Annotated in this window: 16 protein-coding genes; 4 read left to right on the top strand and 12 right to left on the bottom strand. The window is 68.5% G+C overall.

The genetic code is table 11. The annotated features are described in order from the left end of the window. Positions 1-100 precede the first annotated feature (100 nt). Together E0H73_RS14675 and E0H73_RS14680 are read left to right on the top strand one after the other, a co-directional pair. Entirely contained in the window at positions 101-2,914 is a 2,814-nt protein-coding gene (locus E0H73_RS14675) for a ribonucleoside-diphosphate reductase subunit alpha (RefSeq protein WP_202867393.1), read from the top strand. Then, positions 2,911-3,963, top strand: a complete 1,053-nt coding sequence (locus E0H73_RS14680) for a ribonucleotide-diphosphate reductase subunit beta (protein WP_238164006.1) — start codon at positions 2,911-2,913, stop codon at positions 3,961-3,963. Before E0H73_RS14675 ends, E0H73_RS14680 begins: the two co-directional genes overlap by 4 nt. Before the next feature lie 65 nt (positions 3,964-4,028). Here E0H73_RS14680 and E0H73_RS14685 read toward each other — a convergent pair whose 3' ends face one another. From E0H73_RS14685 to cimA, 5 genes are read right to left on the bottom strand one after another with little or no spacing between them, the layout of a single operon-like run. Next, complete coding sequence (locus tag E0H73_RS14685) at positions 4,029-4,607, bottom strand: isochorismatase family protein (RefSeq protein WP_131355378.1); 579 nt, start codon at positions 4,605-4,607, stop codon at positions 4,029-4,031. Between the two features lie 10 nt (positions 4,608-4,617). After that, positions 4,618-5,994, bottom strand: coding sequence for an MFS transporter (locus tag E0H73_RS14690; RefSeq protein WP_202867394.1), 1,377 nt, complete (start codon positions 5,992-5,994; stop codon positions 4,618-4,620). After that, positions 5,991-6,461 carry a MarR family winged helix-turn-helix transcriptional regulator gene (locus tag E0H73_RS14695; protein ID WP_202867395.1) on the bottom strand — a complete coding sequence of 157 codons (471 nt, stop codon included), beginning with the start codon at positions 6,459-6,461 and terminating at the stop codon, positions 5,991-5,993. Before E0H73_RS14695 ends, E0H73_RS14690 begins: the two co-directional genes overlap by 4 nt. A gap of 49 nt (positions 6,462-6,510) precedes the next feature. Further along, positions 6,511-6,747 (bottom strand): hypothetical protein, encoded by a 237-nt coding sequence (locus E0H73_RS14700; protein WP_131355381.1) that lies wholly within the window; start codon positions 6,745-6,747, stop codon positions 6,511-6,513. After that, positions 6,744-8,333, bottom strand: coding sequence for a citramalate synthase (gene cimA, locus E0H73_RS14705; protein WP_131355384.1), 1,590 nt, complete (start codon positions 8,331-8,333; stop codon positions 6,744-6,746). The genes E0H73_RS14700 and cimA overlap by 4 nt, the downstream gene beginning before the upstream one ends. 321 nt (positions 8,334-8,654) lie before the next feature. On the opposite strand from cimA, the gene E0H73_RS14710 reads away from it, so the two are divergent. Further along, entirely contained in the window at positions 8,655-8,843 is a 189-nt protein-coding gene (locus tag E0H73_RS14710) for a hypothetical protein (RefSeq protein ID WP_131355387.1), read from the top strand. 68 nt (positions 8,844-8,911) lie between these two features. Here the strand turns inward: E0H73_RS14710 and E0H73_RS14715 are convergent, their stop codons facing one another. The 4 genes from E0H73_RS14715 to E0H73_RS45840 all read right to left on the bottom strand — a co-directional run bounded on the left by E0H73_RS14715 (position 8,912) and on the right by E0H73_RS45840 (position 11,718). Continuing rightward, positions 8,912-9,253, bottom strand: a complete 342-nt coding sequence (locus E0H73_RS14715) for a hypothetical protein (protein WP_238164007.1) — start codon at positions 9,251-9,253, stop codon at positions 8,912-8,914. Positions 9,254-9,376: 123 nt separating this feature from the next. Further along, positions 9,377-10,468 (bottom strand): branched-chain amino acid aminotransferase, encoded by a 1,092-nt coding sequence (locus tag E0H73_RS14720; protein WP_131355389.1) that lies wholly within the window; start codon positions 10,466-10,468, stop codon positions 9,377-9,379. A 39-nt stretch (positions 10,469-10,507) separates the two neighbouring features. Further along, positions 10,508-11,557: a 3-isopropylmalate dehydrogenase gene (locus tag E0H73_RS14725; RefSeq protein ID WP_131355392.1), complete on the bottom strand. Its 1,050-nt coding sequence runs from the start codon at positions 11,555-11,557 to the stop codon at positions 10,508-10,510. After that, positions 11,554-11,718, bottom strand: a complete 165-nt coding sequence (locus E0H73_RS45840; protein ID WP_165555673.1) for a hypothetical protein — start codon at positions 11,716-11,718, stop codon at positions 11,554-11,556. The genes E0H73_RS14725 and E0H73_RS45840 overlap by 4 nt, the downstream gene beginning before the upstream one ends. 147 nt (positions 11,719-11,865) lie before the next feature. On the opposite strand from E0H73_RS45840, the gene E0H73_RS14730 reads away from it, so the two are divergent. After that, positions 11,866-12,432 (top strand): O-methyltransferase, encoded by a 567-nt coding sequence (locus tag E0H73_RS14730; protein ID WP_131355395.1) that lies wholly within the window; start codon positions 11,866-11,868, stop codon positions 12,430-12,432. A 97-nt stretch (positions 12,433-12,529) separates the two neighbouring features. Here E0H73_RS14730 and serA read toward each other — a convergent pair whose 3' ends face one another. The 3 genes from serA to ilvC all read right to left on the bottom strand — a co-directional run bounded on the left by serA (position 12,530) and on the right by ilvC (position 16,574). Next, positions 12,530-14,128: a phosphoglycerate dehydrogenase gene (gene serA / locus E0H73_RS14735; protein WP_131355398.1), complete on the bottom strand. Its 1,599-nt coding sequence runs from the start codon at positions 14,126-14,128 to the stop codon at positions 12,530-12,532. Positions 14,129-14,243: 115 nt separating this feature from the next. Beyond that, positions 14,244-15,440 (bottom strand): S1 family peptidase, encoded by a 1,197-nt coding sequence (locus tag E0H73_RS14740; protein WP_238164008.1) that lies wholly within the window; start codon positions 15,438-15,440, stop codon positions 14,244-14,246. Positions 15,441-15,554: 114 nt separating this feature from the next. Continuing rightward, the gene (gene ilvC / locus E0H73_RS14745; RefSeq protein WP_131356552.1) at positions 15,555-16,574 is read right to left on the bottom strand and encodes a ketol-acid reductoisomerase; all 1,020 of its coding nucleotides are present in this window, start codon (positions 16,572-16,574) and stop codon (positions 15,555-15,557) included. Between the last annotated feature and the right edge of the window lie 49 nt (positions 16,575-16,623).

Below are 16,623 nucleotides of genomic sequence, written 5' to 3' on the forward strand. Positions count from 1 at the left end.
TCGCAGGGCGCGGCGGCAGTGTTCCCGGCCGGTGCTGCCGGCCCGTCGTGCGCCCCTCCGCGTGGCTCCGGTCCTCCGAACTCGTTTGGAGACAACACCTGTGACGATTGCTTCCTCATCCCGGGCGGCGACAGCCGACCAGTCGATCCAGCTGACCGTCGTACGCCGCGACGGCGGCCACACCGGTTTCGACCAGACCAAGATCTCGGTCGCCATGACCAAGGCGTTCCTCGCCGTCGAGGGCGCCGAGGCGGGCACCACCCACCGGGTCCGTGACCTGGTGACCGACCTGACCGGCCGGGTCGTCGAGGCCCTGACCAGCCGCGGTGACGCCCGCCGCAGCGTGCAGGTCGAGGACATCCAGGACCAGGTCGAGCTGGCGCTGATGCGCGCCGGCGAGCACCAGGTCGCCCGTGCGTATGTCCTCTACCGCGAGGAGCGCACCAAGGCCCGCACCCCCGCCGACCCGTCCGGCATCACCGACAAGCCCGCCCTCAGCGTCCGCGCGGCCGACGGCAGCACGGCGCCGCTCGACGTCGACCGGCTGCGCGTGATCGTCGCGGAGGCGGCGACGGGTCTGGACGCGGTCGACCCCGAGCTGATCCTCGACGAGACCCTCGGCTCCTGCTACGACGGCATCGCGCAGCACGAGGTCGAGCTCGCGCTGGTGATGGCCGCCCGGTCGTACGTCGAGACCGAGCCGCAGTACAGCTTCGCCGCGTCCCGGCTGCTGCTCGACCAGATCCGTCGCGAGGCGCTCGGCCAGGTCCACGGCGAGCCGCGGCAGGCCAGCCAGGCCGACATGACCGATGCGTACGCGGACTATTTCCCGCGGTACATCCAGGTCGGCATCGAGGCGGGACAGCTCGACCCGGAGCTGGCCAACTTCGACCTGGACCGGCTCGCCGCCGCCATCCGGCCGGAGCGCGACCTGGACTTCACCTTCCTCGCACTACAGACGCTCTACGACCGCTACCTGCTGCACATCGACAAGGTGCGGTTCGAGCTGCCGCAGGCGTTCTTCCTACGGGTCGCGATGGGGATGGCGCTGCGCGAAGACGACCGCGAGGCGCGGGCGCTGCAGTTCTATGAGCTGCTCAGCTCGTTCCGGTTCATGTCGTCCACTCCGACGCTGTTCAACTCCGGCACCACCCGGCCGCAGCTGTCGTCCTGCTTCCTGACCACGGTCGAGGACGACCTGGCCGGCATCTTCCACGGCATCCGCAACAACGCCATGCTCGCCAAATACTCCGGCGGCCTAGGCAACGACTGGACCCCGGTCCGCGGCATCGGCGCCAAGATCCGCGGCACCAACGGCGAATCGCAAGGCGTCGTACCGTTCCTGAAAATCGCCAACGACACCGCGGTAGCTGTGAATCAGGGAGGAAAACGGAAGGGCGCAGTGTGTGCGTATCTGGAGACTTGGCACGTTGATATCGAGGAGTTTCTCGAGCTGCGGAAGAACACCGGGGACGAGCGGCGGCGTACGCACGACATGAACACGGCGAACTGGGTGCCGGATCTGTTCTTGCAGCGGGTCGAGGCCGGCGGGGACTGGACGCTGTTCTCTCCGAACGAGGTGCCTGATCTGCACGATCTGTACGGCGCCGAGTTCGCCGAGGCGTACGGCAGGTACGAGGCGGCGGCGGACCGCGGTGAGCTTCGGGTGTTCAAGCGGGTCAAGGCGGTCGACCTGTGGCGGCGGATGCTGACCGTGCTGTTCGAGACCGGGCATCCGTGGATCACCTTCAAGGACGCCTGCAACCTGCGCTCGCCGCAGCAGCACGACGGCGTCGTCCACTCGTCGAACCTGTGCACCGAGATCACCCTGAACACGACCGTCGACGAGACCGCGGTCTGCAACCTCGGTTCGGTCAACCTGGTCGCGCACCTGACCGAGGACGGGCTCGACGCCGACCTGCTCCGCGAGACGGTGAAGACCGCGGTCCGGATGCTCGACAACGTCATCGACGTGAACTTCTACACCACCGCGGAGTCGGAGCGGGCCAACCAACGGCACCGCCCGGTCGGCCTCGGCCTGATGGGCTTCGCCGACGCACTCTTCGCGCTGCGCATCCCCTACTCCTCCGAAGCCGCGGTGGCCTTCGCCGACAGCTCGATGGAGCAGATCAGCTACCACGCGATCGAGGCGTCCAGCGATCTGGCCGCCGAGCGCGGCCGCTACTCGTCGTACGACGGTTCGCTGTGGAGCCGGGGGATCCTGCCGATCGACTCGCTCGAGCTGCTCAAGACGGTGCGGGACGGTGACCTGATCGTTGACCAGAGCAAGCAACTCGACTGGGACGCGCTCCGGGAGAAGGTGCTGCGCGACGGCATGCGCAACTCCAACGTGATGGCCATCGCGCCGACCGCGACGATCTCCAACATCTGCGGGGTGAGCCAGTCGATCGAGCCGACGTACAGCAACCTGTTCGTGAAGTCGAACATGTCGGGTGAGTTCACCGTGGCGAACCCGTACCTCGTGGCCGACCTGAAGGCGCGCGGGCTGTGGGACCAGGTGATGGTGTCCGACCTCAAGTACCACGACGGCATCCTGGCGGGGATCGAGCGGATCCCGGCCGACCTGCGCGAGCTGTACGCGACGGCGTTCGAGATCGACCCGATGTGGCTGGTGAAGGCGGCGTCACGGCGGCAGAAGTGGATCGACCAGTCGCAGTCGCTCAACCTCTACATGGCCGCGCCCTCGGGCCGGGCGCTGGACGAGCTCTACAGGTCGACATGGCGGTATGGACTCAAGACGACCTATTACCTGCGTTCCCAGTCAGCGACCCATGTGGAGAAGTCCACGCTGCAAGGGACGGACGGGCGACTGAACGCCGTACCGGTCGCGCTTCCTGAGCCCAGCGGTGCTGTTTGCGCCATCGACGACCCGGACTGCGAGGCCTGCCAGTGACGACCGGATTGGGAGAGATCGCCGTCGGAGCGTCCCGGGTCGAGGTCGCCGACAAGGCGATGATCAACGCGCGGGCGGACGTGAACCAGTTGCTGCCGCTGAAGTACCGGTGGGCCTGGGAGAAGTACCTTGCCGCCTGCAACAACCACTGGATGCCGACCGAGGTGTCCATGCAGGCCGATATCTCGCTCTGGAAGTCTCGCGACGGCCTGACCGAGGACGAGCGGATGATGCTGAAGCGCAACCTCGGCTTCTTCGCCACCGCGGAGTCCCTGGTCGCGAACAACATCGTCCTGGCCGTGTACCGGCAGCTGACCAATCCCGAGTGCCGGCAGTACCTGCTGCGCCAGGCGTTCGAGGAGGCCGTGCACACGCACACCTTCCAGTACATCTGTACGTCGCTCGGCCTGGACGAGGGCGAGCTGTTCAACATGTACCGCGAGGTGCCGTCGATCTCGGACAAGGACGCGTGGGCGCTGAAGTACACCCAGCACCTGGAGGACCCGGACTTCCGGACCGGGACGCCGGACAGCGACACGGCGTTCCTGCGCGACCTGATCGCGTTCTACGTGGTGTTCGAGGGGATGTGGTTCTACACCGGGTTCGCGCAGATCCTGTCGCTGGGCCGGCGGAACAAGATGGTCGGCATCGCCGAGCAGTACCAGTACATCCTGCGCGACGAGTCGATCCACCTGAACTTCGGCATCGACTGCATCAACCAGATCAAGCAGGAGAATCCGCACCTGTGGACGGCGCGGTTCCAGGCCGAGGTGCGGCAGATGCTCACCGAGGCGTGTGAGCTGGAGGTCGCCTACGGCCGCGCGACGATGCCGAACGGCATGCTCGGTCTGACCGCGGACTTGTGCGAGCAGTACATGCACTTCATCACCGACCGCCGCGCCGAGCAGATCGGCCTCGCCCCCATCTTCGGCGAGACCCGCAACCCGTTCGGCTGGATGTCAGAAGTCATGGACCTGAAGAAGGAAAAGAACTTCTTCGAAACCCGCGTCATCGAGTACCAGTCGTCGTCAGGCCTCAGCTGGGACTGACAAGCGGAGTACGACGTGAGCCGGGCAGCGCAACGGTTGCCCGGCTCGCGTCTCGTGTCTTAGGTCTAGGCGGGGAGCTTGGCGAGGATGTCGGCGGTGGTGGCGGTTTCGCCGAGGCGGGGGAAGATGTAGGTGGTGGCGTGGGTGTGGGACTCGGGGCTGAGGTCCGTCATCGCGTCGGTGGCGAGGGTCACGTGGTAGCCGTGCTCGTGGGCGGCGCGAGCGGTCGACTCGACGCCGAAGCTGGTGGCCACGCCGGTCAGGACGATCTGGGTGATGCCGCGGCGGCGGAGGTGAACGTCGAGGTCGGTGCGGTGGAAGGCACCCCAGTTCCGCTTGGTCACCACCGTGTCCTCGGGGTGGCCGGCCAACTGCGGCACGATCTGGTCGGCGTCGGCGGGCGGCGTACCGGTCGCTCGGGTCAGTTGATCGGTCCGGCCTGGCATCCGGTCCGCACCGTCCGCGCGGAAGCTGGCGCGGACCAGAAACACGGGGAGGCCGCGCTTGCGGAACGCGTCGGCAAGCTCCGCGGTCCGGGTGATGACGTCGGCGGTCGGGTACGGCGCACCGGGGATGGCCGTGATGCCGTTCTGCAGGTCGATGACGACGAGAGCTGTGTTCGGATCAAGAGTGGTGACGGGCACGACGTACCTCTCAGTTGGGTTGTGGACGGCCGATCCGCGCGAGGGACCGGTCGAGGAGTGTCACCAGCACGAGCAGGCCGGCGACAACGAGCAGGAACAGCGCCAGCTCGTGCAGACCAGTGGTGGTCGCACCCTGCTGGAAGAAGCGAGCGTTGGCCGCTGCGGCGATGAGGGCGCCGAGGTACCCGCCTGTACGGAGCAGGCCGGCCGACGATCCGATCCGGGCCGGATCGGCTTGGTGATACAGCGCGTTCTGGTTGGCAAGCCCGGTCAGACCAGAGGACAGGCCGGCCAGGACGCCGACGAGCGCCAGCAGAGCCAGGGCGGTGTGCCCGTCGACGAACCGGGGTGCGGTCGCGGCCACGACCAGGAAGATGCTTCCGGCAACGAGTTTGCCGCGGACCCGCGCGCGCCGGCCGGTGATCACGATGATCAGTACGGCGGTGACGGACAGCGGGAGCATGAGCAGTCCGGCAGCCGCGGCGTCCAGGCCGTGCCCGTCCTCGAGCCACTGGGGGAAGGCGTAGAGGAAGGAGTACGAACCAACCATCGCCAGGACCTGCCTGATGTAGGTCGAGATCAGCGGACGATTGCCACCGAGCACCTGCAGGTCGATGAACGGCTCGACCACCCGCAACTGCACCTGTACGAACGCCAGACCAACGGCAGCCGTGAACACCAACAGATACCAGCGCGACACCTGCGGCTGCATCAGGAACAGCATCAGCGAAACCAGAGTGGCGCTGAACAGCACGATGCCCGGGTAGTCCAGGCGACCGGAGGCGTTTCGGGTGCGCGGGCGGCTCGGCAACCACACGACGCCGAGGATCACGCAGATCACCGACAGCGGGACATTGATGGTGAAGATCAGATGCCAGCCGCCGAGGCCGATCAGCGCACCGCCGAGCGTGGGGCCGATCACCGAGATGACCTGGTTGGCGATCGACAGGATGCTGAGGATCCCCGCCGGCGTACTCATTCCGGTCCGGTCGGCTTCACTCCGGATCAGCGACATCGAGGCCGGGTACGCCGCCGACGTCCCGAAACCGAGGAGGACCCGGGACAGGATCAGCACCCCGAGCGTCGGCGCCAGCGCACCGAGCAGACCGGCGATGCCGACGACCGCCGTACCGATCAGATACAGGGGACGCGGTCCGTAGAGGTCGACCAATCGGCCGGCCACAGGCTGCCCGACGGCCGTCGCCAGGTAGAGGCCGGTGATCAGCCAGGCGGTCTGGGACGGAGGTACGCCGAAGGTCGCGCCGATCGGGATCAGCGCGACCGCGAGCATCGACGAGTTGATCGGGTTGAGGATGCCGCCGATCACCATCGGCGCGATGAAACGCCGGTCGAATCCGGCGGGATCCGCGGGCACAGCAGAGGTCACCGGGAGGTCGCCGCCCGGGGTGACGCGGAGGATTCAAGGGCGTGGTCGAGCAGAGCGAGGGCCTTGATGATGGTCTGGCGCTCGGACTCGGTGCAACCGTCCTGCAGGGCACGGGCCAGCCATTCCTGGCGGACCTTGCGATCACCCTGGAGCCGATGCCGTCCGGCGGTGGTGAGCGACACGACCTGCCGGCGACCGTCCTGAGGGTCCGGGTGGCGCTCGATCAGGTCCGACTCCCGCAACCCGGCCAGGATCGCGGCCATCGACTGCGGGCGCACCCGCTCCACGGCCGCCAGTTCACTGGCCGACGCCGGGCCGTCCTTGTCGAGCCGGCTCAGCACCGAGCTCTGCGACGGCGTCAGGTCGTCCTGCTCTGCCAACTCCTTCAGCCTGCGCTTCACCCGGCCGAACATGACGCGCACGTCACTGGCCGCCTGCACCGCCGAAGGGGAGATCCGCTGACTCACCTAGCCAGGATAACTGATCAGTCCAAGCTGAACAGTTAAGGCTGTCGAATCAGGAGTACGTGACCTCGAGGACCCCGATCACCTTGTCCAGCCGGGCAGCGACCCGGCCGGCGTCGAAGCCCTCGCCCTCGACGGTGATGCTCAGCGTGCCTTCGTCGAGGGACAGTGCGAGTTCGCGGACGTCGTACGGGTTCAGCATGACGGCGATCCGGGCCAGCATGCCTTCGGTCTCGACGACGTGAGCGGTGAAGACGGTGACGGTTCGTTCGACTGCGAGCAGGGTCATCGCACGACCTCCTTGTGACGCAGCAGACCGAACGTGACGCCGTCGACGAGCGCCTCCCAGGACGCCTCGACGATGTTGTGGCCGACGCCGACCGTCACCCACGAGCCCTCGCCGTCCGCTGTCTCGATCAGGACTCTGATGACCGCGTCCGTCCCATGCCCCTGGTCGAGGATTCGGACCTTGTAGTCGACCAGTTCGAACTTGTTCACCACCGGGTACGCGCGTTCGATCGCAGTACGCAGCGCATGGTCGAGGGCGTTGACCGGGCCGTTGCCCTCCCCCGTGACGATCTCCCGCTCGCCGCCCGCGACCAGCTTCACGGTCGACTCCGACACCGCCTCGCCGTCGGCGCGCGACTCGGTGATCACCCGCCACGATTCGACGTCGAAGAAGGACGCCCGCTTCCCGGTGACCTCCTCGGTGAGCAGCAGTTCGAACGACGCGTCGGCCGCCTCGAACGTGTACCCGCGGGCCTCCATCTCCTTCACCCGCTCGGTGACCCGGCTGACCAGTTCGCGGTCGTTGCCGAGATCGAACCCGAGCTCACGGCCCTTCAGTTCGACGCTGGCCCGGCCGGCCATTTCGGACACGAGCATCCGCATGTCGTTGCCCACCCGGGCCGGATCCGTGTGCTGGTAGAGATCGGGATCCACCTTGATGGCACTGGCGTGCAGCCCCGCCTTGTGGGCGAAGGCGGACACACCGACGTACGGCTGCCGGGTCGACGGCGGCACGTTCGTCACTTCGGCGATCGCGTGCGCGATCCGGAACGACTCGGCCAGCTTGCCGGCCGGGAGCAGGTCCAGGCCGCGCTTCAGTTCGAGGTTGGCGACGATCGCGAGCAGGTCGGCGTTGCCGGTGCGTTCGCCGTACCCGTTGATGGTGCCCTGGACGTGGGTGACGCCGGCCTCGACGGCGGCGATCGTGTTCGCCACCGCGCAGCCGGCGTCGTTGTGACAGTGGATGCCGAGGCGCGCCCCGGTGGAGTCGAGGACGTCGCGGACGATGTCCTGCAGCTCCCGCGGCAACGTGCCGCCGTTCGTGTCGCACAACGCGACCACGTCGGCGCCGGCCTCGACGGCTACCCGTACGACTTCCAGCGCGTAGGCGCGGTTGGCGCGGTAGCCGTCGAAGAAGTGCTCGGTGTCGAGGAAGACCCGCTGCCCGTTCTCACGCAGGTCGCGGACCGTGTCCGCGACCATCCGGAGGTTCTCGTCCAGCGTCGTCCGCAGCGCCCGCTCGACGTGCGCATCGTGGCTCTTGGCAACGAGTGTGACGACGCCGGCGCCGGAGTCGCGCAGGGCCGCCACCTGCGGGTCGTCGGCCACCGCGGTCTCGGGCTTGCGGGTCGCGCCGAAGGCCGCGAACGTTGCGTTCCGCAGGTGCAACTCGGTCCGGGCCTGCTCGAAGAACTCGGTGTCCTTGGGCACCGCGCCCGGCCAGCCGCCCTCGATGAATCCCACGCCCAGGTCGTCCAGGTGCCGCGCAATGGCGATCTTGTCGGCCACGGACAGCGCCAGCCCCTCCTGCTGCGCACCGTCGCGCAGAGTGGTGTCGTAGACGTGGAACTCGTCCGAGATGCTCATGATGGGCCTTCCGGTGGGGGCTGTCGGGCAAACAAAAAACCTCCCGCAAGGTGCGAGAGGTCTGCGCGCTCAGGTACTGCCTGCTGAGCGCGCCTAGGTAATGATGACCCGGTAGTTCTTCATGACATTTCGCAGTCTGCCACACAATGTCCACACCATGGCGGGACCGTCTCGAATCACGAACATTCAGTACGCCGATCAGTACTCCAGCGCCCACCCCAGTCCACCCACCCCACGCCCCGGCACCCGTGCACCCCGGCACCCGCGCACCCCGGCGCACGCCCACCTTGAGCACCCACCAACCACCAAAACCACCACCCCATGGTTGACCCGTGCCCAAGGTCGCCCACACCCGCGACGGCGGACGGCGGACGGCGGACGGCGGACGGCGGACGGCGGACGGTGGGCGGCGGGCGGCCGGTGGGCGCTGCGCTCGCGGTGCGGTTGGCGGCGCGGCAGATGCCGACGTCCTGGCTCGCAGTGGAGTACGCCGTACGCCGTCGGGATTGAAGGCGGAGTCGGTCAGGCGGTCAGCGACCAGCCGGGATCGTCCCAGGCGGTGTAGAAGTCCTCGCGGGTCAGCGGGCGCAGGCCCACTCGTCGCGGTCCAGGGCCTTGTCGGTGAGCATGCCCTCGTCGTCCTCGAGTCGCTGCCACCAGTATCTGGTGATGGTGCCGTCCTCGGCAGCGCCGATCTGGCGGACCACGACCCACTCGCGCTCGTGCCAGACGGCCTCGTAGAGCCAGTCGGTGCCTTCCTCGTCGGCCACCGCGCCGTACGTGCGGGGCGCCGTACCGCGGTCGAGGTCGCGGATCAGCTCGACGGTCGACCGAATCGCGGCGACGGTCTCGGATGACCACTCACGCCGCCCGGCGAGCTCCACGTAATAGGCCTCGACATCGTCCGGGAAGCTGCTCATGCCGCCCGACCCTATCGAACCCCGGGCTCCGGCAGCTGAAAGCATCCTGTGAATACGAGTCGGCGCTGAGATGACGAACGGCCCCGGTGGAGGTCCACCGAGGCCGTCGTACGTGCGTACTGATCAGCAGATTCTGGTCATCCAGTTGTGGGTGTCGGGGGTGCGGCCGTACTGGACGTCGAGGAGGGCGCTGCGGACCGCGGCGGTGACCGGGCCACCGTTGCCGTCGGCCACCTGCACCTCGCCGTCCTTCCACTTCAGCGACGCGACCGGGGTGATCACCGCGGCCGTGCCGCAGGCGAACACCTCGCGGATCTTGCCCGACGCCGCACCGTCGCGCCATTCGTCGATCGAGATCTTCCGCTCGGTGACGGTGTGGCCGAGGTCGGTGACCAGCTTGAGGATCGAGTCCCGGGTGACGCCCTCGAGGATGGTGCCGGACAGCTCCGGCGTGACGACCGAGTTGTCGTCGAGGACGAAGTACAGGTTCATCCCGCCGAGCTCCTCGACCCACTTCTTCTCGACCGCGTCGAGGAAGGCGACCTGGTCACAGCCCTGCTCGATGGCTTCGGCCTGCGCGATCAGCGACGAGGCGTAGTTACCGCCCGTCTTGGCCGCGCCGGTGCCACCGGGGGCGGCCCGGGTGTACTCCTCGCTCAGCCAGATCCGCACCGGCTTGACGCCGTTCGCGAAGTACGAGCCGGCCGGCGACGTGATCACGCAGTACGTGACCTCCGCGGACGGGCGTACGCCGAGGAACGGGTCCGATCCGAACATGAACGGCCGCAGGTAGAGCGACGTCTCGCCGCCACCGGGCACCCAGGCCTTGTCCAGCTCGACCAGCTTGCGCAGCGAGTCCAGGAAGGCCGCCTCGGGCAGCGCGGGCAGCGCGAGCCGGCGCGCCGACTTCGCGAACCGGGCCGCATTGGCTTCGGGGCGGAACATGTGGATCGAGTCGTCGGGATGCCGGTAGGCCTTCATCCCCTCGAAGATGGTCTGGGCGTAGTGGAACACCGCGGTCGCCGGAGACAGCTCCAGCGGTCCGAAGGCGGTGATCCTCGCGTCGTGCCAGCCGTTCTCCTTGGTCCAGGTGGCGATCGCCATGTGGTCGGAGAAGTACTGCCCGAATCCCGGGTTCGCCAGGATCGTGGCGCGCTGGTCGTCGCTGGCCGCACGGGTGGTTGGCTCAACGGTGAATCGCAGATCGGCGCTCATAGCCGCACCGTACCTCTTGGCCGACTGGTCATGCGAGCGTCAGCCGATCGCGCGCTTGGTGATGGCGTCACCGATCTCCGCGGTGCTCCGGACGGTGCCGGTACGCTCTGCGATATCGGCCGTCACAGCCACCTCGATCGCCGCCGCCGCCTCGGTCAGCCCGAGGTGGTCGCACAGCAGCGACGCGGACAGGATCGCCGCGGTCGGGTCCGCCTTCTGCTGACCGGCGATGTCCGGCGCGGAACCGTGCACCGGCTCGAACATGCTCGGCGCACTGTGGTCCGGGTTGATGTTGCCGCTCGCGGCCAGCCCGATGCCACCGCTGATCGCAGCCGCCAGGTCGGTGATGATGTCGCCGAACAGGTTGTCGGTGACGATCACGTCGAACCGGGCCGGGTCGGTGACCAGGAAGATGGTCGCCGCGTCCACGTGCAGGTAGTCGACCGCGATCTCCGGGAAGTCCGCGGCGACCTTGTCGACGGTCCGCTTCCACAGGTGGCCGGCGTGCACGAGCACGTTGTTCTTGTGCACCAGCGTGAGCTTCTTGCGCGGCCGCGCCATCGCCCGGGCGAATGCGTCCCGGACCACGCGCTCGACGCCGTACGCCGTGTTGACCGACACCTCGGTGGCGATCTCGGCCGGCGTACCGACCCGCAGCGCGCCGCCGTTGCCGACGTACGGGCCCTCGGTGCCCTCGCGGACGACGACGAAGTCGACCTCGCCCGGGTTGGCTAGCGGGGAGCCGACGGAGGGGTAGATCTTCGACGGGCGCAGGTTCACGTAGTGGTCGAGGGTGAACCGGAGCTTCAGCAGCAGGCCGCGCTCGAGCACGCCGGACGGGACCGACGGGTCGCCGACCGCGCCGAGCAGGATCGCGTCGTGCTTGCGGATCTCCTCGAGCTCCGCGTCCGGCAGCGTCTCGCCGGTCGCGTGCCAGCGCCGCGCGCCGAGGTCGTACTCGGTCCGCTCGAACGTCACGCCGTACTGCGCGACTACCGCGTCCAGCACCTTCAGCGCCTCGGTGGTCACCTCCGGACCGATACCGTCACCGGGGACCACGGCCAGCGTGAAGTTCTTCTTGTCGCTCACTTCTTGGGTTCTCCCCCATTGTCGCGGCGGTTCATAGCCTCTTGGACGGCCCTGGCCTCGGCCGCGGTCACGCTCCCCGGGCGCGCCGGACGGCGACGGCGGGTCGCCTTCCGTTCCCGGGCGTCGATCGCGGGCCAGTCGGCCGGATACATGTCGTACATGCTGCTCCTCCCCAGACAGGATGCGGGCGGCAGGATGCCGACGAATTTACTCTGACGTCCGACTATTTCACCACTATGCGGGCACGATGTCCCGGAATGTGAGATGCCGGTGCAGACGCCGGACCAGAGCTGTGCAACTCTCAACCGGTGAGTGCTCCTCCAGAACTACCACCGCTGGTTTCAGCGGCCCTCAGCCTGTCCGGCCGGCGTGGATTCGTCAGCTCCACCAGGAACGAGACCGGCCGGCTGCTGGCGACTCTCGCCGCGTCGAGGACCGGTCTGCTCGGTGAGCTCGGGACCGGCTGTGGCGTGGGCTCCGCGTGGTTGCGCAGCGGCGCCGGAGAGAGCACCCGCATCGTGACTGCGGAGAGCGACCCGCAACTGGCGCAGGCGGTGGCGGAGCTGTTCGCCGCCGACGAGCGGATCGAGGTCGTCTCCGCCGACTGGACCGCCCTGATCGAGCGCGGCCCGTTCGCGCTGCTGTTCGTGGACGCCCGCGAGGCGAAGCTGTCGGCCCGCGACATCATCGCGGACGTGGTCGAGCCCGGCGGCTTCGTCGTACTGGACGACTTCACGCCGTCGGCCGTCTGGCCGCCCATGTACGAGGGCCGGGTCGACACGCTGCGGCAGGAATGGCTGATGGACAAGCGGTTCACCACCGTCGAGGTGATGGTCGCGCCGGACGCCGCCGTACTGCTGGCCACCCGGCACTGACATGAAGCGGGCCCGAGCTATTGAGCTCGGGCCCTTGTCGGCCGCCATGCGCCTGCGGGCGGCTGACCGCTTCCAGTAAATCAGTCGTTCGCCTGAATTACGCCTCCAGGTCCACAGTGCGAGCCGTATCGGCCTGCACCGCACCGGCGATGTCGTCCAGTACGCCGGTCGCGATCGCCGAGTCGACGGCCAGCGCGACCAGCGCCTTGCCGCCCTTGCGGTCCCGGCTGACCTGCATGCCGGCGATGTTCACCTCCGCGTCACCCAGGATGCGGCCGATCTGGCCGACGATGCCCGGCCGGTCCTCGTAGGTGAGGAAGGCCAGGTGCGCGGACAGCTCGATCTCGACGTCGAACCCGTCGATCTCGACCAGCCGCTCCGACTGCCGGACGCCGACCAGGGTGCCGGACACCGACACCTGGATGCCGTCGGCAAGGGTCCCGCGCAGGGTGATCAGGTTGCGGTGCTCGGGGCTGTCGTGGTCGGTGACGAGCCGGACCTCGAGGCCCCGCTCGGCCGCCAGCAGCGGCGCGTTCACGTACGACACGTTGTCCTCGACGACGTCGGCGAAGACTCCCTTGAGCGCGGCCAGCTCGAGCACCTTCACGTCGTACTGCGTGATCTCGCCACGAACCTCGACGTCGAGCTGCTGCGCGACGCCACCGGCCAGCGCGGTGAAGATCCGGCCCAGCTTCTCGGTCAGGCCGATGCCCGGCCGGACGTCCTCGGCGATCACGCCGCCCTGGACGTTGACCGCGTCCGGCACCAGCTCGCCCGACAGGGCCAGCCGGACCGACTTGGCGACGGCAATGCCTGCCTTCTCCTGCGCCTCGTCGGTCGACGCGCCCAGGTGCGGCGTGGCGATGACGTTCTCGAACTCGAACAGCGGCGAGTCGGTGCACGGCTCGGACGCGAACACGTCCAGGCCGGCGCCGGCCACGCGGCCCTCCTTGAGCGCGGTGTAGAGCGCCTGCTCGTCGACGATGCCGCCGCGGGCCGCGTTCACCACGATGACCTCGGGCTTGACCTTGTGCAGTTCCTCGTCGCCGATCAGGCCGATCGTCTCCGGGGTCTTCGGCAGGTGCACCGAGATGAAGTCGCTGGCCGCGAGCAGCTCGTCCAGGGACGCCAGCCGCACGCCCATCTGAGCGGCCCGGCCGGCCTGCACGTACGGGTCGTAGGCGATCACGTTCATGCCGAAGGCGGCCAGCCGCTGCGCGACCAGGACGCCGATCTTGCCGAGGCCGACGATGCCGACGGTCTTCTCGAACAGCTCGACGCCGGAGTACTTGCTGCGCTTCCACTCGCCGTTCTTCAGCGACTGGTCGGCGGCCGGGACCCGGCGCGCGGTGGCCAGCAGCAGCGCGACCGCGAGCTCGGCGGCGCTGACGATGTTGGAGGTCGGCGCGTTGACCACCATCACGCCGGCCTGGGTGGCGGCCTTCACGTCCACGTTGTCCAGGCCGACACCGGCCCGGGCGACGACCTTCAGGCGCTTGGCCGCGGCCAGCGCCTCGGCGTCCACCTTGGTGGCGCTGCGGATCAGGATGGCGTCGACGTCGGCGATGGCCGGGAGCAGCTGGGCGCGGTCTGCGCCGTTGGTGTGCCGGATCTCGAAGTCGGGGCCGAGGGCCTCGACGGTGGCCGGGCTCAGCTCTTCGGCGATCAGGACGACGGGCCGGGTTACGTCAGTCATGGGAGAAGTCTCCTGCGGAAGCGGTAGGGGCTCGAAAGTCAGAGCACCGCGCTGTGCCCGCTGCTCCGATGGTACCTGGTCGCCGGTCGGGCCCGCCGGGCGACCCGAATGACGGTCAGTCGGTGTCGCAACTCTGCGCGACGTTCACCGAGCTGCCCTGGTCGACCTTGAGCCGGCCGCCCTCCCGGACCAAACGGTAGCGGACGTCCAGCCGGTTGCAGGTCTGGCCCTTCGCTCCGCTCGCGTTCGGCGAGAACAGCACGGTGAACATCATCCGGGCGTTCACGCCCTGGGCGTTGGTGGTCACCTCGGTGATCCTGGCGCCGAAGAAGTACGTCGTCTGGTGGCTGTCGCGGTCCCGTTCCTCCGACAGCGCGCCGAGTAGCCGCTTGGAGTAGTAGGCCGTCCGCAGCCCGCCGAAGTCGTGCTGGTTCATCAGCGTCAAGTAGGTGCCGAGCAGTCGCTGCGCCTCCACCGCCAGCTTGGTCTTCGAGACCAGCAGTTCCGGGACGATCGGAGTCTGCGGGCCGCGTGACCGCACACACGTGCCCCCCGGTTCGGGCGTGAGCGCCGGCGCGTTCGGTACGACGTACTCGCGCAACCGGGCGACCGGGACGATGCTCGCGGCCTTGGCGGTGTCACCGACGACCAGGCCGACGACCTGGCCGGACTTGTCGACGACCGGCCCGCCGAGCTTGGCCGTGTTCATGATCTCGATCAGCGGCCGCGGGCGGTCCGTCGTACCGACCTTCTGGATGGCCTGCCTCCCGGCCGCGGTGTAGCCGATGTGTGCGCGCTCGGCCTTCTGGTCCGGGTCCGTGGACGCCAGCGGCACCGGGTCCTCGTCGAGTCGCCCGATCATGCGCAGTACGGCGACTCCGTCCGTGCTGGTGCCGAGCAGGTTGGCCCGGCGGATCCGGCCGTCCGGGGTCACGATCGCCATCGACAGCGACTGCTTCATCGCGGAGGCCGCGGTCAGGACCAGCCCGTCGCCGATCACGACCCCACTCGCTTCACCGTTCCCCGCGCACGTCGTCGCCAGGACGCGAACGACGCCCGGGCCGGCCAGGACCAGCACCTTCGCGGTGTCGATCTTGAGGCTCTGCGCGCGGATCAGCCAGCCGGCCGAAGCGCCGGCGCCGAGGATCAGCAGTACGACGAGAAGCCCGGCCAGGAACCGGCCGAACTTCCACGGCGGCCGCGGACCTCGTCGCGGGGTCCGCGGGACCGGGGTCTGCATCTGGGTGAGGACGCCGGCACCCACCGGCACGCGCCGGGGCGGCCGCGGCAGCGCCTGCCTGCCGTCCTCCACCGAGGCTCACCTCCCCCACCATCACCAGTCCAGACCACAATCAGTGACCGATTGTGCCAAAGAACAGGCCCGGACCACCCACCTGGATGGTCCGGGCCTATCACAAAGGTGGTGTCAGCGGGCTGCCGTGCCCTCCACGTAGTCCTCGTCGTGGGACTTGACCCAGGCCATCAGGCCGCGCAGTTCCTTGCCGACCGCCTCGATCGGGTGCGACTCGCTCTGCTTGCGGAACTCGGCGAACTCCGGCGCGCCGGCGTCCTGGTCGGCGATGAAGCGGGCCGCGAAGGTGCCGTCGGTGATGTCACCGAGAACCTCCTTCATCCGCTGCTTCACCGATGCGTCGATGATGCGGGGGCCGGACACGTAGTCGCCGTACTCGGCGGTGTCGGAGACCGACCAGCGCTGCTTGGCGATGCCACCTTCGTAGATCAGGTCGACGATCAGCTTGAGCTCGTGCAGGCACTCGAAGTACGCGACCTCGGGCTGGTAGCCGGCCTCGGTCAGTACCTCGAAGCCGTTCTGGATCAGCGCGGACACGCCACCGCAGAGGACGGCCTGCTCACCGAACAGGTCGGTCTCGGTCTCCTCGGTGAAGGTGGTCTTGATGCCGCCGGCCCGCAGGCCGCCGATGCCCTTGGCGTACGAGAGCGCGAGGTCCCACGCCTTGCCGGTGGCGTCCTGCTCGACCGCTACCAGCACGGGTACGCCGCGACCCTCGGTGTACTCCCGGCGGACCAGGTGACCCGGGCCTTTCGGGGCGACCATGAACACGTCCACACCCGCCGGCGGCTTGATGTAGCCGAACCGGATGTTGAAGCCGTGACCGAAGACGAGCGCGTCGCCGTCGACCAGGTTCGGCTCGATGGCCTCCTTGTAGAGCTTGCGCTGGGCCGGGTCCGGAGCGAGGACGACGATCACGTCCGCCTCCTCCACCGCCTCGGCCGGGCTGAGTACGCGCAGGCCCTGGGCTTCGGCCTTGGCCCGGCTCTTCGAGCCCTCGGGCAGGCCCACCCGGACGTCGACGCCGGAGTCGCGCAGGGACAGCGCGTGCGCGTGGCCCTGGGAGCCGTAGCCGAGAACGGCCACGTGGCGGCCCTGGATCACCGACAGGTCGGCGTTGTCGTCGTAGAACATTTCTGCTGCCACTGGTGGCACTTCTCCTCTGAGTTGTCAGTTACGGCTG

Origin of the sequence: Kribbella pittospori, from assembly GCF_004331465.1 — a bacterium.
Taxonomy (GTDB): Bacteria; Actinomycetota; Actinomycetes; order Propionibacteriales; family Kribbellaceae; genus Kribbella; species Kribbella pittospori.

What these genes read in the sequence shown, in the direction of transcription:
- E0H73_RS14700 (WP_131355381.1), bottom strand. Translation starts at nt 6,747, where the DNA reads ATGACCCTGCTCGCAGTCGAACGAACCGTCACCGTCTTCACCGCTCAC.
- cimA (WP_131355384.1), bottom strand. Translation starts at nt 8,333, where the DNA reads ATGAGCATCTCGGACGAGTTCCACGTCTACGACACCACTCTGCGCGAC.
- E0H73_RS14710 (WP_131355387.1), top strand. Translation starts at nt 8,655, where the DNA reads ATGGTTGACCCGTGCCCAAGGTCGCCCACACCCGCGACGGCGGACGGC.
- E0H73_RS14715 (WP_238164007.1), bottom strand. Translation starts at nt 9,253, where the DNA reads ATGAGCAGCTTCCCGGACGATGTCGAGGCCTATTACGTGGAGCTCGCC.
- E0H73_RS14720 (WP_131355389.1), bottom strand. Translation starts at nt 10,468, where the DNA reads ATGAGCGCCGATCTGCGATTCACCGTTGAGCCAACCACCCGTGCGGCC.
- E0H73_RS45840 (WP_165555673.1), bottom strand. Translation starts at nt 11,718, where the DNA reads ATGTACGACATGTATCCGGCCGACTGGCCCGCGATCGACGCCCGGGAA.
- serA (WP_131355398.1), bottom strand. Translation starts at nt 14,128, where the DNA reads ATGACTGACGTAACCCGGCCCGTCGTCCTGATCGCCGAAGAGCTGAGC.
- ilvC (WP_131356552.1), bottom strand. Translation starts at nt 16,574, where the DNA reads ATGTTCTACGACGACAACGCCGACCTGTCGGTGATCCAGGGCCGCCAC.